Annotated in this window: 19 protein-coding genes and 1 rRNA gene; 11 read left to right on the forward strand and 9 right to left on the reverse strand. The window is 73.4% G+C overall.

The annotated features are described in order from the left end of the window. Positions 1 to 90, forward strand: a 5S ribosomal RNA gene (gene rrf, locus AB0K51_RS30925); the annotation flags it as partial. 75 nt (positions 91 to 165) lie between these two features. Here the strand turns inward: rrf and AB0K51_RS30930 are convergent. The 6 genes from AB0K51_RS30930 to AB0K51_RS30955 are packed head-to-tail and all read right to left on the reverse strand — an operon-like array spanning position 166 to position 6,053. After that, entirely contained in the window at positions 166 to 579 is a 414-nt protein-coding gene (locus tag AB0K51_RS30930) for a hypothetical protein (protein WP_363460894.1), read from the reverse strand. Between the two features lie 33 nt (positions 580 to 612). Further along, the gene (locus AB0K51_RS30935) at positions 613 to 1,923 is read right to left on the reverse strand and encodes a DUF58 domain-containing protein (RefSeq protein WP_363460895.1); all 1,311 of its coding nucleotides are present in this window, start codon (positions 1,921 to 1,923) and stop codon (positions 613 to 615) included. 47 nt (positions 1,924 to 1,970) lie between these two features. Continuing rightward, positions 1,971 to 2,960: a MoxR family ATPase gene (locus AB0K51_RS30940; protein WP_363460897.1), complete on the reverse strand. Its 990-nt coding sequence runs from the start codon at positions 2,958 to 2,960 to the stop codon at positions 1,971 to 1,973. Next, positions 2,957 to 4,192: a DUF4350 domain-containing protein gene (locus tag AB0K51_RS30945; RefSeq protein WP_363460899.1), complete on the reverse strand. Its 1,236-nt coding sequence runs from the start codon at positions 4,190 to 4,192 to the stop codon at positions 2,957 to 2,959. The genes AB0K51_RS30940 and AB0K51_RS30945 overlap by 4 nt, the downstream gene beginning before the upstream one ends. Continuing rightward, the gene (locus AB0K51_RS30950) at positions 4,189 to 4,863 is read right to left on the reverse strand and encodes a DUF4129 domain-containing protein (RefSeq protein WP_363460901.1); all 675 of its coding nucleotides are present in this window, start codon (positions 4,861 to 4,863) and stop codon (positions 4,189 to 4,191) included. Before AB0K51_RS30950 ends, AB0K51_RS30945 begins: the two co-directional genes overlap by 4 nt. A gap of 5 nt (positions 4,864 to 4,868) precedes the next feature. Further along, positions 4,869 to 6,053 (reverse strand): glycerophosphoryl diester phosphodiesterase membrane domain-containing protein, encoded by a 1,185-nt coding sequence (locus AB0K51_RS30955; protein ID WP_363460903.1) that lies wholly within the window; start codon positions 6,051 to 6,053, stop codon positions 4,869 to 4,871. 227 nt (positions 6,054 to 6,280) lie between these two features. On the opposite strand from AB0K51_RS30955, the gene mtrA reads away from it, so the two are divergent. From mtrA to AB0K51_RS30970, 3 genes are all read left to right on the forward strand, one after another. Continuing rightward, positions 6,281 to 6,958, forward strand: a complete 678-nt coding sequence (gene mtrA / locus AB0K51_RS30960) for an MtrAB system response regulator MtrA (RefSeq protein ID WP_030459579.1) — start codon at positions 6,281 to 6,283, stop codon at positions 6,956 to 6,958. A gap of 121 nt (positions 6,959 to 7,079) precedes the next feature. Then, entirely contained in the window at positions 7,080 to 9,110 is a 2,031-nt protein-coding gene (gene mtrB, locus AB0K51_RS30965; RefSeq protein ID WP_363460929.1) for an MtrAB system histidine kinase MtrB, read from the forward strand. Further along, the gene (locus tag AB0K51_RS30970) at positions 9,082 to 10,938 is read left to right on the forward strand and encodes an LpqB family beta-propeller domain-containing protein (protein ID WP_363460905.1); all 1,857 of its coding nucleotides are present in this window, start codon (positions 9,082 to 9,084) and stop codon (positions 10,936 to 10,938) included. Before mtrB ends, AB0K51_RS30970 begins: the two co-directional genes overlap by 29 nt. Positions 10,939 to 10,967: 29 nt before the next feature. On the opposite strand, the gene AB0K51_RS30975 is transcribed toward AB0K51_RS30970, so the two are convergent. Then, entirely contained in the window at positions 10,968 to 11,690 is a 723-nt protein-coding gene (locus AB0K51_RS30975; protein WP_363460907.1) for a phosphoribosyltransferase family protein, read from the reverse strand. Between the two features lie 363 nt (positions 11,691 to 12,053). On the opposite strand from AB0K51_RS30975, the gene raiA reads away from it, so the two are divergent. Beyond that, complete coding sequence (raiA, locus tag AB0K51_RS30980) at positions 12,054 to 12,746, forward strand: ribosome-associated translation inhibitor RaiA (RefSeq protein ID WP_363460909.1); 693 nt, start codon at positions 12,054 to 12,056, stop codon at positions 12,744 to 12,746. A gap of 190 nt (positions 12,747 to 12,936) precedes the next feature. Next, positions 12,937 to 13,662: a response regulator transcription factor gene (locus AB0K51_RS30985; RefSeq protein ID WP_363460911.1), complete on the forward strand. Its 726-nt coding sequence runs from the start codon at positions 12,937 to 12,939 to the stop codon at positions 13,660 to 13,662. Positions 13,663 to 13,665: 3 nt separating this feature from the next. Here the strand turns inward: AB0K51_RS30985 and AB0K51_RS30990 are convergent, their stop codons facing one another. Beyond that, positions 13,666 to 14,832: a crosslink repair DNA glycosylase YcaQ family protein gene (locus AB0K51_RS30990; protein ID WP_363460913.1), complete on the reverse strand. Its 1,167-nt coding sequence runs from the start codon at positions 14,830 to 14,832 to the stop codon at positions 13,666 to 13,668. Between the two features lie 220 nt (positions 14,833 to 15,052). Between AB0K51_RS30990 and secA the strand changes: the two genes are divergently transcribed. After that, positions 15,053 to 17,824, forward strand: coding sequence for a preprotein translocase subunit SecA (gene secA / locus AB0K51_RS30995; RefSeq protein ID WP_363460915.1), 2,772 nt, complete (start codon positions 15,053 to 15,055; stop codon positions 17,822 to 17,824). 394 nt (positions 17,825 to 18,218) lie between these two features. On the opposite strand, the gene AB0K51_RS31000 is transcribed toward secA, so the two are convergent. Next, positions 18,219 to 18,938: an Rv3235 family protein gene (locus AB0K51_RS31000; protein WP_363460917.1), complete on the reverse strand. Its 720-nt coding sequence runs from the start codon at positions 18,936 to 18,938 to the stop codon at positions 18,219 to 18,221. A 420-nt stretch (positions 18,939 to 19,358) separates the two neighbouring features. Here AB0K51_RS31000 and AB0K51_RS31005 point away from each other — a divergent pair, with 420 nt between their 5' ends. From AB0K51_RS31005 to pruA, 4 genes are all read left to right on the forward strand, one after another. Next, complete coding sequence (locus tag AB0K51_RS31005) at positions 19,359 to 20,348, forward strand: patatin-like phospholipase family protein (protein WP_363460919.1); 990 nt, start codon at positions 19,359 to 19,361, stop codon at positions 20,346 to 20,348. A 69-nt stretch (positions 20,349 to 20,417) separates the two neighbouring features. Next, on the forward strand, positions 20,418 to 20,927 hold the full coding sequence (locus AB0K51_RS31010; protein WP_363460921.1) for a hypothetical protein: 510 nt from the start codon (positions 20,418 to 20,420) through the stop codon (positions 20,925 to 20,927). 92 nt (positions 20,928 to 21,019) lie between these two features. Further along, positions 21,020 to 21,676 (forward strand): HAD hydrolase-like protein, encoded by a 657-nt coding sequence (locus AB0K51_RS31015; RefSeq protein ID WP_363460923.1) that lies wholly within the window; start codon positions 21,020 to 21,022, stop codon positions 21,674 to 21,676. 121 nt (positions 21,677 to 21,797) lie between these two features. Then, a complete protein-coding gene (gene pruA / locus AB0K51_RS31020) occupies positions 21,798 to 23,450 on the forward strand; it encodes an L-glutamate gamma-semialdehyde dehydrogenase (RefSeq protein WP_363460931.1) in 1,653 nt (550 codons plus the stop codon). Positions 23,451 to 23,617: the final 167 nt, after the last annotated feature.

Raw genomic sequence — 23,617 nt, forward strand, 5'->3', positions numbered from 1 at the left:
CCCGGTTACATTCCGAACCCGGAAGCTAAGCCTCATAGCGCCGATGGTACTGCAGGGGGGACCCTGTGGGAGAGTAGGACGCCGCCGAACTCCTTCTGAGAAAGGGCCCCAGCCATTTGGCTGGGGCCCTTTCTGCGTTGTACGCATTCGTCGCTGCGGGATCGGTCAGCAGGAGACCGTTCCGACGGTGCGAACCCACACGGGACGTGGTGAGCCTGGCTGTCGGTCGTTCAGGAAGTCTTCAATGACCGGTCCGAGATCGTCAGAAGGCACGTACGCGCCGCGGAAGGGCAGTTGGTCCACGGGGACTGACCCGGTGGAGCAGCGGAGCTGGCCGGCCTGTTCGTCGTGCCATACGTAGAAGGTTGCCGCTCCTGCGAAGCCCATCTCGCTGATGCGGAGGCGGATGCCGTCAGCGGTCTGCTCGAACGCGGCTACCACGTCCGAGACGGACAGGGCCTGCCTGCCCTCGTCCTCTGCGCTCAGCCACCAGGTGTTGGTCTCCCACTCCACCTGTCGGTCGGCCGGCTCCAGTACGAGCGGCTCGTCCGCCACCTCGGCAATCCATGTCAGCAGCACCCCAGAAGTATCGGGTACCGGCCGAGGGGGCGGTCAGAGGCGGCCGGCGGCCTTGAGGGTGAGGTAGGTGTCGGCCAGGGCGGGGGCGATGGTCTCGGGTGGGGCGTCGAGGACGGTCACGCCGCGGCGGGTGAGGAGTTCGGCGGTGTGGCGGCGGTCGGCGCGGGTCTGTTCGGCGGCGGCGGCGCCGTAGACGTCCTGGACGGTGCCGCGGGCGTTGGCGAGGTGGTCGAGGCGGGGGTCGGCGACGGAGGCGAGGACCAGCTCGTGGCGCTTGGTGAGGAGGGGGAGCTGAGGGAGCAGGCCGTCTTCGACGGGGCGGGCGTCGAGGCCGGTGAGGAGGACGATCAGGGAGCGGTGCGGGGCCATCCGGAGGGCGGAGGAGGTGAGGGCGCGCAGGTCGGTCTCGACCAGGGCGGGTTCCAGGAGGGCCATCGCGTCGGTGAAGGCGGGGAGCACGTCGGAGGCGGAGCGGCCGGCCAGGGCGGCGCGGCGGGTGCGGTCGTGCGCGAGCAGGTCGACGCGGTCGCCGGCCTTGGTGGCGAGCGCGGTGAGCAGCAGCGCGGCGTCGAGGGCGGCGTCCAGCCGGGGGGCGTCGCCGACGCGGCCAGCGGAGGTGCGGCCGGTGTCGAGGACGATCAGGACGTGGCGGTCGCGTTCGGGGCGCCAGGTGCGGACGGCGACGGTGCTGCGGCGGGCGCTGGCGCGCCAGTCGATGGAGCGGACGTCGTCGCCGGGCAGGTACTCGCGCAGGGAGTCGAACTCGGTGCCCTGACCGCGGGTCAGCACGCTGGTGCGGCCGTCGAGTTCGCGCAGGCGGGCGAGCTTGGACGGGAGGTGCTTGCGGCTGGCGAACGGGGGCAGGGCGCGGATCCGCCACGGGGCGGTGCGGGAGGCCTGACGGCCCGCCAGGCCGAGGGGGCCGAGCGAACGGATCGTCACCTTGCCGGCGTGGTGGTCGCCGCGCCGGGTGGGGGCGAGGTGGGTGGTGAGGCGGCGGCGTTCCCCGGCGGGGACGGTGACGCTGTGTCGGGAGGCGTCGTAGGAGGTGCCGGGCGCCCAGGCGGAGGGTAGCCAGGCGTCGCGAACTCGGGCGCGCAGCGGGCGTCCTGACGGGTTGCCGATGATCAGGTCGACGCTGAGGGCCTCGCCGAGTCGCACGGTGGGTTGGCCGTCCCGGTGGAGGGTGAGGCGGCGGACCGGGGCGGCGAGCAGCAGGTCGGCGAGGACGGCGGCGAGCAGCGGGAGGGTGACCGCGCCGATGCCCGCCCAGGACGGGAGCACGAGGCCCACGACGAGCGCGCCGAGTGCGGCGAGGAGGGCGGTTCGGCCGGTCAGGGCCATGGTGCGGGCTCGCTTTCGTGGACGGGTCGGCGCGCGTGGGGGTGCCGTTAGCGCGGGGCCGGGGTCTGGGCGAGGACGGCCTGGATGACGCTGTCCGGGGTGGTGCCTTCCATCTCGGCCTCGGGGCGGAGCTGGATGCGGTGGCGGAGGGTCGGCAGGGCGAGGGCCTTGACGTCGTCGGGGGTGACGTAGTCGCGGCCGGCCAGCCAGGCCCAGGCACGGGAGGTGTTGAGCAGGGCGGTGGCGCCGCGCGGGGAGACGCCCATGGCGAGCGAGGGGGACTGCCGGGTGGCCCGGACCAGGTCGACGATGTAGGCGAGGACCTCGGGGGAGACGGTGAGCTTGGCGATCTCCGCGCGGGCGGCGGCCAGGTCGGCGGGGCCGGCGACGGCGCGGACGCCGGCCGCGGCGAGGTCGCGGGGGTCGAAGCCGGTGGCGTGCCGGGAGAGGACCTGGAACTCCTGCTCGCGGGTGGGCAGCGGGAGGACCAGCTTGAGCAGGAAGCGGTCGAGCTGGGCTTCGGGCAGCGGGTAGGTGCCCTCGTACTCGACGGGGTTCTGGGTGGCGGCGACCAGGAACGGGACGGGGAGCCTGCGGGGCTCGCCGTCGACGGTGACCTGGCCCTCCTCCATGGCCTCCAGCAGGGCGGCCTGGGTCTTCGGCGGGGTGCGGTTGATCTCGTCGGCGAGCAGCAGGTTGGTGAAGACCGGGCCGGGCTGGAACGAGAACTCGGCGGTGCGGGTGTCGTAGACCAGGGAACCGGTGACGTCGCCGGGCATCAGGTCGGGGGTGAACTGGATGCGCTTGGTCTCCACGTCGAGGGCGGTGGCCAGGGTGCGGACCAGCAGGGTCTTGGCGACGCCGGGGACACCTTCGAGCAGGACGTGGCCGCCGCAGAGCAGGGCGACGACCAGGCCGGTGACGGCGGCGTCCTGGCCGACCACGGCCTTGGCGATCTCGCCGCGCAGGGCGGTGAGGGCGGCGCGGGCGTCGCCGGTGGGCGCGGCCGGGGTGGTCTTGAGCAGCTGCTCGGTCACGAGTGTCGTACCTGCCTTTCCAGGGCGTCGAGGTCGTCGGTGAGCCGCACCAGGGCGGCGTCGTCGGTGGGGGCCGGGCCGTACAGCAGGTGCTGGAGGTCGGCGGCGGGGCGTCCGGTGCGGGTGGTGGCGGCCTCGGTGAGGGCGGCCGGTTCCGGGTCGCCGGAGTGCAGGGGGACGCCGAGGGCGGTGGCCAGCCGGTGCCGGGTGGCGCGGCGCAGGGTGTCGGCGGCGTGGCCGCGGGCCTTGGCGCGCTGGTACAGCCGGGCGCGGCCTTCGGTGGTCTCGGTGGCGCGGACCACGACGGGCAGCTGTTCGGTCAGCACGGGGCCGAGGCGGCGGGCGCGCCAGACGACGGCGAGCAGCGCGGCGACGGTGAGCTGCAGGGCGGCCCAGTACCAGCCGGCGGGGACGAAGTCGGTGAGGGTCTTCTGGCCGGGGACGGAGGCGTCGTCGGGGAGGCTGTGGTCGGGCAGGTGCCAGACCAGGGTGCGGTGGGCGCCGAGCAGGCCGAGGGCGAGCGAGGCGTTGCCCTCCTGGTCGAGGCGGGCGTTGCTGAACGTGTCGGCGGTGCCGGTGACGATCACCTGCCGGTCCTTCTCGGTGCGGCTGACCAGGGTGTCGTTGCCGTGCCGGGGGTAGCAGCCGGTGTCGCTGGTGCGGTGCCGGTAGCTGCGGCCGCCGAGTTCGGCGCTGCCGGCCAGCGCGGCCTCGGGCAGGGTGCAGGTGGCGGGGGTGGTGAGGGTGTCGGTGGTGTCGGCGTACCTGACGGTGATGCCGGGGGCGAAGGCGTCCAGGGCGGGCTGGCCGGGGGCGAGCAGCACCAGGCGGCTCCGGTTGCCGCGCGGGACGGTGCCGAGCCGGTTCAGTTCGCCGTAGCTCATCAGGTCGGTCCCGGGGAGGACGACGGTGGTGTCGTCGGCACGCAGTGCGGCGGCGAGGTCGGCCTCGGTGGTGACGGTGCGGGTGGTGACGCCGTGGCGTTCCAGCAGGCGGACGGCGGCGAGGGTGCCGTCCTTGTCGCCGGAGCGCGGGTCGAGCGGCGGGTAGGTGCCGCCGCCGGGTATGGCGGCGACCAGGACGCCGACCAGCAGCAGGATCGCGGCGGAGAGCAGGTACCAGCGCCAGCGCCGCCACAGGGTGCGGGCGGTGGGCCGGGGCGCGGGCTCGGCGGCGGGGGCGTCGGCCGGGGCGGGTTCGGCGGTGGCGGGCGGCGGTGCGGTGGTGGTCATGCGGGTCCTCCGCCGGCCGGGACGGGCGTGGGGCGGGTCGCGGCGACGGTGCGGTCGAGGGCGGCCAGGGTGCGGTAGGCGTCCTGGTCGGCGGTCCGGTCGCCGTACGCGATGTCGTCGAACAGCCCTGCGGCGGCGGCGAGTTCGGCGGCGTGGTCGGGCAGGGCGCGGCCGGCTTCGGCGGCCGCCTCGTCGGCGGTGCGGCCGGGGCGCGGGTCGAGCAGGGTGCGTTCCTCCAGGCCGCGGACCAGGGCGCGCATCTGTTCGCGGACGGCGTCGGCCCACTCGCCGGCGGCGGCGTGTGCGGCGGCCGCGGCGCGGTGCTGGTCGGCGCTGCGCGGGCCGTCGGCGGTGAACAGCGCGCTGGTGGAGCGGGCGGTGCGGCCGGGGGCGCCGTAGCGCCACCACAGGGCGGCGGCGATCAGGACGGCGACGACGAGCAGCAGTACCAGGGCGGTGCCGCCGCCTCCGCCGAACGGGCTGCCGAGGTTGTCGAACATCCGGTCGAACTGGCGGCCGAGCCAGTCGAGGGCCCGGTCGATGAGGCCCGGGTCGTGCTGGTGGTAGACGGCCTTGCGGAGCTCTTCGTGCGCGGCGTCGCGGGCGGCGTCGCGCGGCACGGTCACCGGGACGCCGTCCGCGAGCGGCGTCCCCTCCCCCCGGAACCCCATGCTGTTCAGACCCCCGGCGGCGTGCTCTGGCCCGGGACGGGCGCGGCGCCCTGGGCGTTCCAGCCGTAGCCGGGCAGTCCGGCGGCGCGGGCCAGTTCGAGGTCGAGGGCCTCGCGGCGGATCCGCTGGTCGATGTAGAGCAGCACGGTGAGGGTGGCGCTGAGCGGGATGGTCAGCGTGCTGGCCAGGGTGTAGCAGACGGCGGAGATCACGATGCCGGCGATCGCCCCGGAGTCGGACTCGGCCGGGATGCCGCCCGGGCCGCCGCCGACCATCAGCGAGGCGACGGTGCCGGGGATGACCAGGACGGCGCTGAGCATCCCGACGCAGATCTGGAACAGCACGGTGATGCCGAAGATCCGCCACCAGGAGCCGCGGACCAGCCGCCAGGAGCGCTTCATCGCGGCGACGACGCCTTGGTGCTCCAGCATCAGGGCGGGCGCGGACAGGCTGAGCCGGACCCACACCCAGATCGCCGGGGGCAGCGCGAGCAGCGCCAGCAGGATCAGCGCCGGGGCGTGGAGGACCACGGCCAGCACCGACAGCGGGACGACCACCACGCCCAGGCCGCCGACCAGGATCAGCACGTTGAGCAGGGTCAGGCCGGCCAGCCGCCACATCCGGGGACGGGCGCCCTCCCAGGCGTCCTTGAGGGTGGCGTCCTGCCCGAGCACACCGCGGCCGACCACGACGGTGAGCAGGCCGCTGGCCACGATGCCGGCGAGCAGTTGCAGCGGCATGGTGAAGTAGCGCGAGAACATCGCCTCGGTCTGGGTGCCGTCGACGTGGATCCACCAGTCGACCAGCGCCTGCACCAGTTGGACCACGGCGGCCAGGCCGAGGCTGAGGCCGAACGCGGTGCGCCAGTAGCGGCGGACGGTGCCGAAGCAGGCGTCGATGATCTCGCCGACGCCGAGCGGGCGCAGCGGGATGATCCCGGGCTTGGGGCTGAGCGGCACGCCCCAGCCGGCCTGCGGGCCCGGGTAAGGGCCCTGAGGGGCACCCCATCCGGGCTGCGGCTGCGGGGCACCCCAGCCGGGCTGGGGGGTGCTCCAGCCGGCCTGCGGCGGCGGGGGAGGGGCGTCCTGGGGAGCGGGGGGAGCGGCGACCGGCGCCGGGTGGCCGGATTCGGAGGTGCCGGGCGCGGGCTCGGGAGAACCGGGGGACGTCCAGCCCGGGGTCTCGGTCATCAACGCTCCTCGTCGGGGCACCCTGCTTCCGGGTGCTTCGGGGTGCCCATCGTGTCATGGTGCGCACGCGCACCCCAGGGGTATCCCGTTGCTGATCGACAACGGTCCCCTCCGGCCGTGCTGCCTGCGGGGTTTGCGATGGTATGACTGGTTCGACGGACGGTCGGCCGGTATCGAGTGGGACGGCTGTGCGACAGGTCACATCCGCATGATGAGAAGATGGAGCCATGAAGGGACGTGTCCTCGTCGTCGATGACGACACCGCACTGGCCGAGATGCTCGGCATCGTGCTGCGTGGTGAGGGTTTTGAGCCGTTTTTCGTGGCGGACGGGGACAAGGCTCTGGCCGCGTTCCGCGAGACCAAGCCCGATCTGGTGCTGCTTGACCTGATGCTGCCCGGCCGCGACGGCATCGACGTGTGCCGCCAGATCCGGGCGGAGTCCGGTATTCCGATCGTCATGCTGACCGCGAAGACCGACACGGTCGACATCGTGGTGGGCCTGGAGTCGGGTGCCGACGACTACGTCACCAAGCCGTTCAAGCCCAAGGAGTTGGTCGCCCGGGTGCGGGCCCGACTGCGCCGGGCCGAGGAGCCGACGCCGGAGCAGCTGACCATCGGCGACCTGGTGATCGACGTCGCCGGGCACTCGGTCAAGCGCGAGGGCCGCGGCATTCCGCTGACCCCGCTGGAGTTCGACCTGCTGGTCGCGCTGGCCCGCAAGCCCTGGCAGGTGTTCACCCGCGAGGTGCTGCTGGAGCAGGTCTGGGGCTACCGGCACGCGGCCGACACCCGGCTGGTGAACGTGCACGTGCAGCGGCTCCGCTCCAAGATCGAGAAGGACCCGGAGCGTCCGGAGATCGTGGTGACGGTCCGCGGCGTGGGCTACAAGGCGGGGCCCAGCTGACGTGGGCGGAGTGCGAGCTGACGACTCCCCGTCGGACGACCGGTCCGGCGGGGAGGCTGCTGTGCGCGGCGACGTGCTGAGTTCCACCACCGAGGGGCCGCGACGGCGCCGGTGGTGGGCGGTGCTGTTCGCGCCGGTGGTCCGTCAGTTCCGGCACCCGGTGGGCCGGGTGCTGGCGCTGTACCGCCGCTCCATCCAGCTGCGGGTGGTGGCGGCGACGCTGCTGCTGTCCTTCGTGGTGGTGCTGGTGCTCGGCGTGGTGGTGGTCGCCCAGGTGCGCACCGGCCTGCTGGACTCCAAGAAGCGCGCCGCGCAGGGCCAGGCGATCGGCGGCTTCCAGATCGAGCAGGACAAGATCAACGAGGCGATCAACCTGCAGGCGAAGGCCGGCGCGACCGCCGACCCGACCCGCGACCAGATCAACGCCTGGCTGACCAAGCAGGTCTCCGACCTGGCCTCCGGTGGCTCCGGCGTGTACTCGGTGATCGCGCTGACCCCGTCCGGGTTCGAGGAGAGCTCGGCCAGCGCGGGCCTGCGCGGCGGCGCCCGCTACTCCGGCACGATCCTGCCGGACACCATCACGCCGGAGATGCGCGCCAAGGTCGCCGCCGAGCCGAGCGTCCCGCACGAGCAGACGGTGCGGATCTACCGCGACCCGAACGCCCCGCAGGTCGCCGACGACAACAAGGGCCTGGCGATCGGCAAGCAGTTCTCCGGCCCCGACGGCAACGCCTACCAGCTGTACTACGTCTTCTCGTTCCAGCAGGAGACCAGCACCCTCAACCTGGTGATCGGCACCCTGGCCACCGCCGGGCTGTTCCTGGTGATCCTGCTCGGCGGCATCGCCTGGCTGGTGGTGCGCCAGGTGGTCACCCCGGTCCGGATGGCCGCGGGGATCTCCGAGCGGCTGGCCGGCGGGCACTTCGACGAGCGGATGAAGGTCACCGGCACCGACGACATCGCCCGCCTCGGCGACTCGTTCAACCGGATGGCCAACGGCCTGCAGGCGCAGATCCGGCAGCTCGAGGAGCTGTCCCGGGTGCAGCGCCGCTTCGTCTCCGACGTCTCGCACGAGCTGCGCACCCCGCTCACCACGGTGCGGATGGCCGCCGACCTGATCTACGACAGCCGCGAGGACCTGGACCCGATGGCGGCCCGCTCCGCCGAGCTGCTCCAGGACCAGCTGGACCGCTTCGAGTCGCTGCTCGCCGACCTGCTGGAGATCAGCCGGTTCGACGCGGGTGCGGCGATCCTGGACGCCGAGCCGGTCGACCTGCGGGACATCGTGACCCGGGTGGTGGAGGCCGCCGACCCGCTGGCCCGGGCGAAGGGCAGCGCGGTGCTGATCCGCGGCGCCGAGAACCCGGTGGTCGCCGAGGTCGACTCCCGCCGGATCGAGCGGATCCTGCGCAACCTGGTGGTCAACGCGCTGGAGCACGGCGAGGGCCGGGACGTGGTGATCCGGCTCGGCGCCGGCGAGGGCGCCGTCGCGGTCGGCGTGCGCGACTACGGCATCGGCCTGAAGCCGGGCGAGGCGTCCCGGGTGTTCCACCGCTTCTGGCGGGCCGACCCGTCCCGGGTGCGCACCACCGGCGGCACCGGCCTGGGCCTGTCCATCGCGGTCGAGGACGCCCACCTGCACGGCGGCTGGCTGCAGGCCTGGGGCGAGCCCGGTGGCGGCTCGCACTTCCGGCTCACGCTGCCGCGCACCCGCGGTGGCGAGCTCTCCCGGGCGCCGTTCCGGCTGGAGCCCGAGGACTCCCGGCACAACCGCGGCATGGCCTCGGCCGGCACCCCCTACCGCCGGGCGGTGCGCCCGCAGGGTGCCACCGCGCTGACCGCGACCGGGGAGTCCACCGTCATCCCGGAGACCCCGGACGCCGAGCGGCACACCTTCGGCTCCGGCCTCGGCGGGGTGCTCAGCATCGGCCCCGGTCTGGGCCGTCCGGCCGCCGCCCCGGTCGCCGACCCCTCGGACGTCCGGGCGGGCGCCGCCGGGTACGGTGCGACCGGCGCGCAGATCGTGGTGGACCGCGGCGCGCGGCCCCCGGCCCAGCCGTCGGCCCCCGCGCCGGAACGCGTCGACACCGAGCAGGGCGACACCGAGCAGGAGGGGACCCGGGGTGACCAGGAGCGACCGCAGGACGGCTGACCGGCGGATCCGGTCCCTGGCGTGGGCCGTGCTGCTGGCCGCCGCGGCCACCGGGTGCGTCACCATGCCCTCCGGCGGCCCCCCGGAGCGCCTGGAGGTCTCCCAGGGCGCCGCGGACGGCCTGCAGGTGCACGTCTACCCGGTCGCCCCGCACCCCGGTGAGAACCTGGGCGACCTGCTCACCGGCTTCCTCGACTCCTCCAACGCCGACCAGGCCAACTACGACACCGCCAAGCAGTACCTGACCGCGGACGCCGCCAAGCGCTGGCGCCCGGACGCCGGCGTGGTGGTGCTCTCGGACGCCCCGCGGGTCACGCACCCGACCCCCGACCAGGGCGACAGCAGCGCGCAGCTGACCGTCAGCGGCCGCCAGGTCGCCGAGCTGGACGGCCGGCACACCTACCAGGCCCGCCTGGTCGAGAACTACCAGCAGGTCTTCACCTTCGTGAAGGAGACCGAGGGCCCGAACAAGGGCGAGTGGCGGATCGACGGCCTCCCGGACGGGCTGATCGTCGACCAGACCAACTTCAAGAACGGCTACAAGCCGGTCCACCGCTACTTCTTCGCGCGCACCGACCCGACCAACGAGCGCAGTGCCAACACCCCGGTGCTGGTGCCCGACCCGATCTACCTGCGGCGCCGAATAGACCCGCTCACCGAGGCCGCCTCGGCGGTCGCCGCCGGCCCCTCGCAGTGGCTCTCCCCGGTGGTGTACTCGGCGCTCGACGGGGTGCGGGTGCTCGGCGCCACCGTCGGCGACAACCGGGTCACCACCGTCCGGGTGGACGGCGTCGACCTCGGCGCCAACCAGGTGGGCTGCCAGCAGATGGCCCAGCAGCTCTTCCAGACCCTCGCCGACCAGCAGGGCAAGCTCGAACGGCTGGACCTGGCCTCCGCCAAGGGCGGCTGCTCGGTCGGCAGCGGCCAGGCGGCCCAGGTCGCCCCCGGCGCGCTGGCCGGCGAGTCCACCGGCGTGCAGGCGTACATCCGGCTGGAGGACGGCCGGCTGACCCGCTACCAGGACGGCGTGGACCCCGTCCCGGTCGCCGGGGTGCTCGGCCAGGCCCCGCAGCCCGGCCAGCCCAAGCCCGGCGAGATCGCGGTCCGCCGGGACGGCGCCGCCGCCGCGGTGATCGGCCAGGACGGCCACAACCTGTACGTCACCGGCCTCACCGAGGGCGACAAGCTCGGCGACCCGGTGGTCCCGCCCCGCGCCCCGGGCGCCAACCCCGCCCTGGCCTCGCCGAGTTGGGACGGCCGCGGCGACCTGTGGCTGGTCGACCGCGACCCCGCCGCGCCCCGCGTGCTGATGGTGCGCGGCCGCACCACCGTGCAGGTCGGCGTCGACGGGCTGGACGGCCGGGCCGTGCAGTCGCTGCGGATCTCCTCCGACGGCACCCGGGTCGCCATGGTGGTCAAGAGCCCCAACGCGCCCGCCACGCTGGTCCTCGGCCTGGTGGTGCACAGCGGCACCCCCGCCGCCCCGCAGGCCCGGATCATCGCGCTGCGCAACGTCGCCCCGCAGCTGGCCGAGGTCGCCGCGGTCGGCTGGGGCGACACCGACCAGCTGGTGGTGCTCGGCAAGGAGACCGACCGGCTCCAGCAGCTGCACTTCCTCGGCACCGACGGCTCCCAGTCCACCGACTCCCCGCTCCAGGGCGGCGAGTCGATGACCGCGCTCTCCGCCACCGAGGCCCGCACCGCCGGCGACCAGGTCGGCCCCGCGGTCCTGACGGTGTCCCACAACGGCCTCTACCGGCTCAAGGACAACCAGTGGCACGAGGTCCCCAGCAAGATCCCGGCCGTGGCCTTCAGCTACCCGGGCTAGCCACCCTCGACCGGTGGCGTGACGCCCCGTCAGTTCCGGCGGGCCGTCGCGGCGACGGTGGCGGCGGCGCGGGGCGGGCAGCCGGCGGCGCGTAGGGCGCGGGCGGCTTCGGCGAGGGTGGCGCCGGTGGTGACCAGGTCGTCGACCAGCACCAGGCGGTGGCCGGCCAGCCGGGCGGCGAGGCGGTCGGGGACGGCGAGCGCGCCGTGCAGGTTGCGGTGGCGGTCCGCGGCGCCGAGGCCGGCCTGGTCGGCGACCGGGCGGATCTGCCGCAGCACCGGCGCGACCAGGGTGGCGACCCCGCCGCGGTGCAGGGCGCGCGCGGCGGCCCGGGCCAGCCGCAGCGTCGGATCGTGCCCGCGGGCGCGGGTGGCCCGCCGGGCGGAGGGCATCGGGACCAGCAGCAGCGGAGCGGTGCCCGCACCGGTCGCCGAGCGCACCGCGGCGGCCAGCGCGCCGCCGAGCGGCGCGGCCAGTCGCAGCGCGCCGCGTTCCTTGTGCGCGAGCAGCAGTTGGCGCACCGGCCCGGCGTAGGTCGCGGCTGCGTGCAACGGTGGGAGGTCGGGCGGCGGGCGCACCGGCCCGGCCGGTCCGGCGTGGACGCCGTCGAGCAGGGTGCGGCAGACGGTGCAGAGGCCGCCGCGGCCGGTGCCGCATCCGGCGCAGCGGGCGGGGACCAGCAGGTCGAGCAGGGCCGTGAGGGCGGCGCCGGGGCGGGCGACGGGAAGGCGGGCGGTGTCACAGCGCGTCACGAACACCTCCCGAGGGCTGGCCAGGCGGCGACTTGAGCCATACGGTGGGCGTAACCGAGCGTGTTGTCCAGATGTTTACCGTTGTTTCACCCCAAGGGGGGTAAACAGGGGGGAACAGCCGGATCGTCGACCGCGTGCCGGTACGTTCGTTCGACTGGGGTGCGAGATCCCCGGGTGAGGTGTTGCATGAGGCTCCAGGGGTTTTGAAAGCCCCTGGTGGGGAGGAAGTGAGGTGAGGGCCGCGGTCCTCGCCACCGCCCCGGCAGTGACCGGGGGCAGGCGGCGGACCGATCGGTTCGGCTGGGTCTCACGCCGGTCCGGGACGTACTCCCGACCGGTCAGCACAAGGGATCGGAGTTCTGCGTGGACATCGTCGTCAAGGGCCGCAAGACCGAGGTGCCCAAGAGGTTCCGCGAGCACGTGGCCGAGAAGCTGGAGAAGGTCCAGCGCTTCGACACCAAGGCGATCAGCCTCGACGTCGAGGTGTCCAAGGAGCACAACCCGCGTCAGGCCGACCGTTCCGACCGGGTCGAGATCACCCTCCGCAGCCGGGGCCCGGTGATCCGGGCCGAGGCCTCCGCCACCGACCCGTGGGCGGCCCTCGACCTCGCCTCCGCGAAGCTGGAGGCGCAGCTGCGCAAGTCCGCCGACCGGCGCCGGGTTCACAAGGGCGGCGCCAACGGCCGCACCCCGGTGAGCGTCGCGGCGGCGACCGCCGCGCTGGCCGAGCTGCCCGCCACGGAGGCGCCCGAGGGCGCGAACGGCGCGGCTCGCAAGACCATGATGGGAAGCCTGGAGGTGCAGGGCGACGGTCCGCTCGTCGTCCGCGAGAAGACGCACTCCGCCGCGCCGATGTCGCTGGACCAGGCGCTGTACGCGATGGAGCTGGTCGGCCACGACTTCTACCTGTTCCAGGAGAAGGACAGCGGCCTGCCGAGCGTGGTCTACCGCCGGCACGGCTACCACTACGGCGTGATCCACCTGAAGGAGGACCTCGCGGCGGTGGCCGACGCGGCCGGGGCCGGCGGCGCGATCAACGGGCCGGACGAGGACTGACACCCGGCCCGGCGAGCAGAACCCGCACGAGGATGGAAGAACCGGCGACCCCGGCGGCTCCCGCAGCCGCCGGGGTCGCGCACGTCCGGGATCACCCAGCAGGGCGGTTCGGCGGCGGAGGGTGATCGCGCCGCCGCCGCGCCGTGGAATGATGTGCGGGTCAGTCGACCTGCGGCGGGGGGAGGAGCAGATGGGGGACCTTTCGCGGGAGGGCCTGGACCCGGAGGACTCCGGCTACCCGCCGCGCCGCGCGGAGCCGATCCGGGTGCTGGTGGTGGACGACCACGCGCTGTTCCGCCGCGGCCTGGAGATCGTGCTGGCCGAGGAGGAGGACATCCGGGTCATCGGCGAGGCCGGGGACGGTGCCGAGGCGGTGCTGAAGGCCGCCGACCTGCTGCCCGACATCATCCTGATGGACGTCCGGATGCCCCGGCGCAGCGGGATCGAGGCGTGCACCGCGATCAAGGACGTGGTCCCCAGCGCCAAGATCATCATGCTGACGATCAGCGACGAGGAGGCCGACCTCTACGAGGCGATCAAGGCGGGGGCCACCGGCTACCTGCTGAAGGAGATCTCCACCGACGAGGTGGCCACCGCGATCCGTGCGGTGGCCGACGGGCAGTCGCAGATCAGTCCCTCGATGGCGGCGAAGCTGCTGACCGAGTTCAAGTCGATGATCCAGCGCCGTTCGGACGACCGGGAGTTGGTGCCCGCGCCCCGGCTGACCGACCGGGAGCTGGAGGTGCTCAAGCTGGTGGCCACCGGGATGAACAACCGGGAGATCGCCAAGGAGCTGTTCATCAGCGAGAACACCGTGAAGAACCACGTCCGGAACATCCTGGAGAAGCTGCAGCTGCACTCCCGGATGGAGGCCGTGGTCTACGCGATGCGTGAGAAGATCCTCGAAATAGGCTGAGCGTCAGCTGAGTTCCTTCTCGACCGCGGGCCGCATCGACTCGTCGGCCAAGGCCTCCACCCGCACCTCCGTGCAGCCCGTCCAGGCGGCCGCCTCGCGCAGCGCCTCGGCCAGCGCGGGGGCGAACTTCGCGGCGTCCAGGGAGACCTGACGGGCCACCAGGGTGCTGCCCTCGCGGGCCGGGTCGACCCGGCCGACCAGCCGGCCGCCGGCCAGCAGCGGCATCGCGAAGTAGCCGTGCACCCGCTTGTGCTTGGGGGTGTAGGCCTCCAGCCGGTGGCTCATCCCGAAGATCCGCTCGGTGCGGGCGCGGTCCCAGATCAGCGAGTCGAACGGGGAGAGCAGCGTGGTGCGGTGCCGCCCGCGCGGCTCCGACTCCAGCGCCGCCGGGTCCGCCCAGGCCGGGGCCGACCAGCCGTCCACCGCGACCGGGACCAGGCCGGACTCCGGCAGCGCGGCGTCCACCTGGGCGCCCTTGAGGCGGTGGTAGTCCATCAGGTCGGCCCGGGTGGCCACGCCGAGCGCCGCGCCGGCCTGCGCGACCAGCCGGACCAGGCACTCCTGGTCGGTCAGCCGCTGCCCGTACAGCTCGGCGGGGACGGCCCGCTCGGCCAGGTCGTAGACCCGCTTCCAGCCGCGCCGTTCGGTCACCACCACATCGCCGAAGGCCAGCGCCCGCTCGACCGCGATCTTGGTGTCGGACCAGTCCCACCACTCGGCGGTCCGCTTCGCGCCGCCGAGCGCGGTGGAGGTCGACGGGCCCTCGGCGCGCAGCTTGTCGAGCACCAGCTGGTAGGCCTCCGGGGCGACCCGGTGGTTCCACAGGTTGCCCTTGTCGCGGTAGGCGCGGCGGCGGAAGGCGAACAGCGGCCACTCCTCGATCGGCAGGATGCACGCCGCGTGCGACCAGTACTCGAAGGTGGTGGCCCGCCCCCAGTAGGCCTGCTCAACGGTGCGCCGGCCGACCGCGCCGAGCCGCGCGTACGGGACCAGTTCGTGCGAGCGGGCCAGCACCGAGATGGTGTCCAGCTGGACCGCGCCGAGCTGGCGCAGCACGCCCTCCACCGAGGCGCGGCGGTCGGCGGAGCCGAGCAGGCCCTGGGCGCGCAGGGCGAGTCGGCGGGCCTGGTCGGCGGAGAGGCGGACGGTCGGCGGAGGGGTCGCTGGCATGCGGCCGAGGGTAGGCGAGGGCACTGACAATCCGGCGCGGGCGGAGCGTTTCGACCGATTGGACCTGGCTTCGGACGATGTGCCCCCAGGGGTGACACAGGAATACCGTGCTGACGGACCTCCCGGCCGCTCGGACTCCTCGCATACGATGGCCCGTACGGTGGGGTGGACTCCCCTCCGTCAGTCATCCAGAGCCGATCCAGGCAAGGAGCCCGCTCACGTGTCCGTCTTCGACAAGATCTTGCGCGCAGGCGAGGGTAAGATCCTCCGCAAGCTGCAGCGGATCGCCGCCCAGGTCAACTCGATCGAAGAGGACTTCACCAACCTCACCGACGAAGAGCTGCGTGCGCTGACCGACGAGTACAAGGCCCGTCTCGCCGACGGCGAGACGCTGGACGACATCCTCCCCGAGGCCTTCGCCACCGTCCGTGAGGCGGCGCGCCGGGTCCTCGGCCAGCGCCACTACGACGTCCAGATCATGGGCGGTGCGGCGCTGCACTACGGCCACGTCGCCGAGATGCGCACCGGCGAGGGCAAGACCCTGGTCGGCACCCTGCCCGCGTACCTGAACGCGCTGACCGGCAAGGGCGTGCACCTGATCACGGTCAACGACTACCTCGCCGAGCGCGACTCGGAGTGGATGGGCCGGGTGCACCGCTTCCTGGGCCTGGAGGTCGGCGTGATCCTGGCGAACATGACGCCCGCCGAGCGTCAGCGCCAGTACTCGATGGACATCACCTACGGCACCAACAACGAGTTCGGCTTCGACTACCTGCGCGACAACATGGCGTGGTCGCAGGACGAACTGGTGCAGCGCGGCCACAACTTCGCGATCGTCGACGAGGTCGACTCGATCCTGATCGACGAGGCCCGCACCCCGCTGATCATCTCGGGCCCGGCCGACCAGGCCACCAAGTGGTACAACGACTTCGCCAAGCTGGTGCAGCGCCTCAAGATCGAGCGCGACTACGAGGTCGACGAGAAGAAGCGCACCGTCGGCATCCTCGAGGAGGGCGTCTCCCGGGTCGAGGACTACCTGGGCATCGACAACCTCTACGAGTCGGTGAACACCCCGCTGGTCGGCTTCCTGAACAACGCCATCAAGGCGAAGGAGCTGTACAAGGTCGACAAGGACTACGTCGTCATCAACGGCGAGGTCATGATCGTCGACGAGCACACCGGCCGCATCCTGGCCGGCCGCCGCTACAACGAGGGCATGCACCAGGCGATCGAGGCCAAGGAAGGCGTCGAGGTCCAGAACGAGAACCAGACGCTGGCCACCATCACCCTGCAGAACTTCTTCCGCCTCTACGACAAGCTGTCCGGCATGACCGGTACCGGCACCACCGAGGCGGCCGAGTTCCACCAGATCTACAAGCTCGGCGTCGTGCCGATCCCGACCAACAAGTCGCCCAAGCGCATCGACCAGCCGGACCTGATCTACAAGTCCGAGCCGGCCAAGTTCGCCGCCGTGGTCGAGGACATCGCCGAGCGGCACGAGAAGGGCCAGCCGGTGCTGGTCGGCACCGTGTCGGTGGAGAAGTCCGAGTACCTGTCGCAGGAGCTGCGCAAGCGCGGCATCCCGCACGAGGTGCTGAACGCCAAGCACCACGAGCGCGAGGCGCAGATCGTCGCGCAGGCGGGCCGCAAGGGCGCCGTCACCGTCGCCACCAACATGGCCGGCCGCGGCACCGACATCATGCTCGGCGGCAACCCCGAGCACCTGGCCGCCGCCGAGCTGGCGCAGCGCGGCATCACTCCCGAGGACACCCCGGAGGAGTACGAGGCCGCGTACCCGGCCGCGATGGAGAAGGCCAAGGGCGCGGTCAAGGCGGAGCAGGAGGAGGTGCAGGAGATCGGCGGCCTGTACGTCCTCGGCACCGAGCGCCACGAGTCCCGCCGGATCGACAACCAGCTGCGCGGCCGCTCCGGCCGTCAGGGCGACCCGGGCGAGTCCCGGTTCTACCTGTCGCTCGGCGACGACCTGATGCGCCTGTTCAAGGCCGGCATGGTCGAGCGCGTGCTGTCGATGGCGAACGTCCCGGAGGACGTGCCGATCGAGTCGAAGATGGTCACCCGGGCGATCGCCTCCGCGCAGACCCAGGTCGAGCAGCAGAACTTCGAGATCCGCAAGAACGTCCTCAAGTACGACGAGGTCCTCAACCGCCAGCGCGAGGTCATCTACGGCGAGCGCCGCCGCGTCCTGGAGGGCGAGGACCTGCAGGAGCAGGTCGGCCACTTCATGGACGACACGGTCGCCGCGTACGTGTCCGCCGCGACCGGCGAGGGCTTCGAGGACGACTGGGACCTCGACAAGCTGTGGACCGCGCTGAAGCAGCTGTACCCGGTCGGCCTGGACCTGGACGAGCTGGAGGAGGAGGCCGCCGAGACCGGCGGGCTCACCCCCGAGTTCCTCACCAAGGCCATCCAGGAGGACGTCCAGGCCGCCTACGGCCGCCGCGAGGACCAGCTCGGCGAGCAGATCATGCGCGAGCTGGAGCGCCGCGTGGTGCTCTCGGTGCTGGACCGCCGCTGGCGTGAGCACCTCTACGAGATGGACTACCTGCAGGAGGGCATCGCGCTGCGCGCCTACGCCCAGCGCGACCCGCTGGTCGAGTACCAGCGCGAGGGCTTCGACCTGTTCTCCGCGATGATGGAGGGCATCAAGGAGGAGTCCGTCGGCTACCTGTTCAACCTGGAGGTCCAGGTCGAGCAGCAGGTCGAGGAGGTCCCGATCGCGGACGAGCAGGTGCTGCTCGACAAGCTGGAGAAGGACGCCGCGCCGGCACGCCCGGAGATCCGCGCCAAGGGCCTGGAGGCCCCGGAGCGCAAGCGCCTGCACTACACCGCCCCCTCGGACGAGATCGGCGGCGGCGTGATCGAGGGCGAGTTCGACGAGGACGGCCTGATCAGCGAGGGCGACGGCCTGACCCGGGCCGAGCGGCGCAAGGCCGCGAAGGCCGCGAAGAGCGGCCGCCGCCGCAAGGCCTGACACCGGCTGGTCCCGACGGGGCGTCACTCCTGCTGGAGTGGCGCCCCGTCGGGCGTTCCGGGAGCTCGTTCCGGGAGCTGACGGGGGTTTCACCTGCTCTTGGTTCGAGATGTTCTTCGTCGGGCTGTTCGGCGGGTCGCTGTGCGGGCCCGGGCTGTACTGGTCGCTGGTCCACCCGCGCCGCGGCCACCTGCCGGTCGCGGCCGGGATCCTGCTCGGTGTCGGCACCTACGGCCGTTCGTGCGCTCCGGCGATAGCGCAGCCCCCGACCTGCTCGCGGTCGCCGGGGAGGACGCCGTCCTGCAGTCCGTGGCGGGCCGGCAGGCGAGGACGGCACCGGTGTGGGGCGGCCGGCCTGGGGCCCGCGCTGAGCGGTGGGCATTTTGACGGTGCGTCACCGGGCCTCCACCGCCGAGCACTGCCACTGGCCGGTGCGGGTGTGCTGTTCGAGGCGGAAGGCCAGCATGTGGTGGCGGGGCCCGAACTCGACCCGCACGCAGGCCTCCAGGGCGCCCGGGGCGGGGACGGAGTCGTGGACGCGGCCCAGCCGGAACGGGCTGGTGCGTCCGCGGGGGCGCAGCGGGCCGGTGCGGACCAGTGCCGCGAGCTGGTGGAAGCCGGGCAGCGTGGTGTGCCGTTGCAACTGGTGGACCGGGCGGGTGCCGGTGAGCACCTCGACCAGGCGGTGGGCGAAGCGGGCCGCCAGGTCGGCGTGCCGGGTGGTGGTCGGCGCGGGCGTACGCGGACGGTACGGGCGGGCGGGGGCGCAGGCGGCGCGCGGGTTGCGCGGGACACGCGGAGCCTCGCCGGACTGGTGCGGGTGCCGGACCGGGCGGCGCGGGTGCGGGTGGCCGGGGACGTGCACGGGGTGGACCAGCGGGCGGACGTGCGGGCGGAGCTCCGCGTGGGCGGCGGCGTGGGTATCCGGGTGGGCGTTCGCGTGGGTGGCGGGGCGGGTATCCGGGTGGGCGTTCGCGTGGGTGGCGGCGTGGGTATCCGGGTGGGCGTTCGCGTGGGTGGCGGCGTGGGTATCCGGGTGGGCGTTCGCGTGGGCGGCGGGGTGTGCATCCGGGTGGGCGTGCGGGCCGGGCGTCGGGGAGAGCTGCTCGGTCATCGGGGCCTTCTCGGTCTCGGGAGTCGCGGATCGGCGGTGCGCCTGATCTTGGTATCGGGTGCCGGACGGCGGGCCCAAGGCGGTTTCCGGCGGTCCGGAGGCCCTCGAAAAGTCCACCCGTACGCGTGACGGCCCTTGGCGGGCAAGGCATCCGGGGGCCCGGACCCGGGACGGGTGTTGACGGTGGGTCGGGCGGGCGAAGGGCCCGAAGGGGGACACCGCGCTGACCCGTCCGCAGGCGGGCGGGTCGCGGACACCGCCTCGGACCTGCGGGGTCTACCCGCCGGTAGGGCGGAGGATCGGCAGCGAGCGACGGCGCGCCGGACGGCGTGCGGGTCGGACGGCGTGGGCCGGTTGTGCGGACGGGCTGGTGTGCGTACGGACCGGCGTGCGGACGGGTCGGCGGAGAGGGGCGCGGCGGTGCGGTTCGGGCTGGTGCTGGGCGGGGGCGGCATGCTCGGTGCGGCCTGGACGGTGGGGGCGCTCGGTGCGCTGGAGCGGGCCACCGGCCGGGTCGCGGGCGAGGCGGAGGTGATCCTCGGGACCTCCGCCGGGGCGCTGCTGGGCAGTCTGCTGGCGGGCGGCGCCAGCGTCGCCGACCTGGCGGATCATCAGCTCGGCCGCCCCGTCGCCACGGGCCCGCTGGCCGGTATCGGCTTCGACTACGAGAACGCGGTGGGCGGCGCGCTGCCGCCGCGCCCCGGGCCGGCCATCGGCTCGCCCGGCCTGCTGCGGCAGGCCGTCCGGCACCCGCGCGACTACCCGTTCCTGACCATGGTCTCCGCGGCGGTGCCCACCGGTCGCGGCTCGCTCGTCCCGGTCGGCGAGCTGGTCCGGCAGCTGGCCGGGTCGGACGGCTGGCCGCCCGGCTCCCCGCTGCGGGTCGCCGCAGTCGACTACCGCACCGGGCGGCGGGTGGTGTTCGGGGACCCGGAGGCGCCGGCCGCGCCGGTCGCCGAGGCGGTGATGGCCTCCTGCGCGGTCCCCGGCTGGTTCGCGCCGGTCGAGACGGCGGGCGGCCGGTACGTGGACGGCGGTTGCTGGTCGGCGACCAACGCCGACCTGATGCTGGCCCGCGGCCTGGACGAGGTCGCGGTGCTCGCGCCGATGGCGCTGCGCCTGCAACCGCCGTCCGGTGCCCGCGGCCCGCTCGACGCGCTGCGGGCCTGGCGCGCCGCGGACCGTCCGCACGGCGTGCTGGCCCAGCTGGTGAGCCGCTACCGGCGCGCCGTCACCCGTCAACTGATGCGCGAGGCACGCCAGTTGCGGGAGGCCGGGATCCGGGTCCGGCTGCTCGCGCCGACCCCGCCGGAACTCGCCGTGATGGGGCCCAACATGATGGATCCGACGCGGCGCGCCGCGGTCCTGCACGCCGCGCGGGAAGTGCAGACCCGGATGGTCGGCCGGTAGCCCGGACCCGGGTGGAGCGGGCTGCGTATTCTTGTCCCGTCGCAGAGTGACCGATGAAGGGTGCCCCCGATGCGCGTGTACGTGCCCACCACGTTGAACGACCTGGCGGTGGCGCACCCGGAGGGCGTCCTGGAGCAGGGAGTCGCCTACGCGGTGACGCCGGCACTGCGCGAGTGGTACGTCAGCGACGACCTGGAGGAGCTGGAGTACGCGGCCCTCAACCGCGCCGCGCTCTCCTCGATCCGCCTGCTCGCCGCGGACCCTGCGGCCCCGCGCCGCCGCGTGGTGGTCGCCGCCGAGATCGCCGACTCCGCGGTCACCCCCTTCCCCGGCGACGAGTACCAGGACCAGGCCTCGCTCGGCCGGGTCGTCCTGGCGGGCCCGATCCGCCTCGCCAAGGCCGCCTCCGTCCACGCCGACGACGCCGACCCCGACGTGATCGCCGACGTCACCGCCGCAGCCGCCGCCATCACCGCCGCCGACCACGGCGACCAGGACGCCCAGTTCACCGTCGACGGCGCCGAGGACCACGAACTCCTCTGGTTCGCCACCCAGGAGATCCCGGGCCTGCTGGCCTGAAGCGCGGAACTCCGGGGCGGCAGCCGGCCGCGGGTGACGCGCAGCGCCGTGGGTGAGCGGGTGCGGTCGGTCCCGGGTCGTACCCTTGGCGGGTGCGTACACACATAGTCTGGGACTGGAACGGCACGCTGCTGGAGGACATGGGCGCGGTGCTGGGGGCGAGCAATGCGGCGTTCGCCACGGTGGGGATCGCGCCGATGACGCTGGAGGAGTACCGGGCGCAGTACGAGATTCCGGTGCCGCGGTTCTACGAGCGGTTGTTGGGGCGGGCGCCGAGCCAGGCGGAGTGGCTGGCGTTGGACGACGCGTTCCACGTGAGGTACCTGGAGCTGTTCCCTGGGTGCGGGCTGACGCCGGGGGCGGTGGAGCTGCTGGCGGGGTGGGCGGCGGGCGGGCGGAGCCAGTCGCTGCTGTCGATGTACGAGCACGAGAAGCTGGTGCCGGCGGTGGACGGGTTCGGGCTGACCGGGCACTTCCTGCGGGTGGACGGGCGGCGCGGGGCGAGTGGCGGGCGCAAGGCCGAGTACCTGGCGGTGCACCTGGACGCGCTGGGCGCGGAGATCGACCGCGGGCGGACGGTGCTGATCGGGGACGCCGCGGACGACGCCGAGGCGGCGCTGTCGGCGGGCATCAAGGCGGTGCTGTACACCGGCGGCTCGCACACCCGGGAGAAGCTGACCCCGGTCGGCGTCCCGGTGGTGGACTCGCTGGCCGAAGCGGTCGCGCTGGCCGAGGAACTGACGGCCTGACAGCCGCGAAAGGGCGGCGAAGCGCGTGTCACGGCACGTCAGGCCCGCACCGCCCGTTCACCCTGGAGAAGCCCCCGACAGGGATTCGCACCACCGTACGGAGCACCTGAGCACCATGCCGATCGACGCGGTCACCACCGTCCCCACGCCCGCCAACGAGCCGGTGCGCGCGTACGCGCCGGGCAGCCCGGAGCGGGCCCGGTTGATGCGGAGACTGGACGAGCTGGCGGGGCAGAACATCCCGCTGCCGATGACCATCGGCGGGGAGCGGCGCTTCGGCGGCGGCGAGCGGATCGAGGTGGTGCAGCCGCACCACCACGCGGCGAAGCTCGGGATGCTGGGCAACGCGACGCACGCGGACGCCCGGCTGGCGGTGGACGCGGCGGTCGAGGCGGGACCGGAGTGGCGCTCGCTGTCCTTCGACGACCGCGCGGCGGTCTTCCTGCGGGCCGCGGACCTGCTGGCCGGTCCGTGGCGGGAGACCCTCGCCGCGGCGACCATGCTCGGCCAGTCGAAGACCGCGCAGCAGGCGGAGATCGACGCGCCCTGCGAACTGGTCGACTTCTGGCGGTTCAACGTGCACTTCGCGCGGCGGATCCTCGCCGAGCAGCCGGTCTCCGGCCCGGGAGTGTGGAACCGCAGCGACCACCGCCCGCTCGAGGGCTTCGTCTACGCGGTGACCCCGTTCAACTTCACCGCGATCGCCGGGAACCTGCCGACCGCGCCGGCGCTGATGGGCAACACCGTGGTGTGGAAGCCCGCGCCGACCCAGACGCTCTCCGCGTACTACCTGATGCGGCTGCTGGAGGAGGCGGGCCTGCCGCCGGGCGTGATCAACCTGGTCACCGGCGACGGGAAGGCGCTCTCCGAGGTGGCGCTGGCCGACCCGACCCTCGCCGGGCTGCACTTCACCGGCTCCACCGCGGTCTTCCAGCAGCTGTGGCGCACCATCGGCAACAACATCGCCGGCTACCGCAGCTACCCGCGGATCGTCGGCGAGACCGGCGGCAAGGACTTCCTGATCGCGCACCCGTCCGCCGACGAGGCGGTGCTGCGCACCGCGCTGATCCGCGGCGCCTTCGAGTACCAGGGCCAGAAGTGCTCGGCGCTGTCCCGGGCGTACCTGCCGCGCAGCCTCTGGCAGCGGATCAAGGACGACTTCCTGGCCGAGGTGGACGCGCTGACCGTCGGCGACGTCACCGACCTGAGCAACTTCATGGGCGCGCTGATCGACGCCCGCGCGTTCGAGAAGAACCGCGCCGCGATCGAGCGGGCCAAGCAGGACCCGCAGGTGGAGCTGGTCGCGGGCGGGCAGTACGACGACGCGATCGGCTACTTCGTCCGGCCGACCGTGCTGGTCTCCCCGGACCAGCGCAACGAGATCTTCTCCACCGAGTACTTCGGGCCGATCCTGGCGGTGCAGGTGTACGAGGACTCCCGCTGGGAGGACGCGCTGGAGCGGGTCGACCGGGCCGCGCCGTACGGGCTGACCGGCGCGGTGATCGCGCAGGACCGGCGGGCCATCGCGCGGGCGGTGGAGCGGCTGCGGTTCACCGCGGGCAACTTCTACATCAACGACAAGCCGACCGGCGCGGTGGTCGGGCAGCAGCCGTTCGGCGGCGGGCGGGCCTCCGGGACCAACGACAAGGCCGGAGCGGCGCAGAACCTGCTGCGGTGGACCTCGACGAGGTCCATCAAGGAGACGTTCACGCCGCCGACCGACTACGTCCATCCGCACATGGAGTGGTCGCCCGAGCTGGGAACGCGCGACTGAGAAGGATTGGACAAGCTGTCCAGGAAGGAACGATCTCCCTGCGGGATTGCTCCTCCGTGTCCCCTGACACCTTCGTTTCATCAGGTTAGGCTGGCTGGCGTCGCCGAGACGGACAGGCAGGCCAAACGATCTGTCGTACCCGGGCGGAAGGCAACTCATGCGTGGCA

The sequence above is a fragment of the Kitasatospora sp. NPDC049285 genome (assembly GCF_040678815.1).
Taxonomy (GTDB): domain Bacteria; phylum Actinomycetota; class Actinomycetes; order Streptomycetales; family Streptomycetaceae; genus Kitasatospora.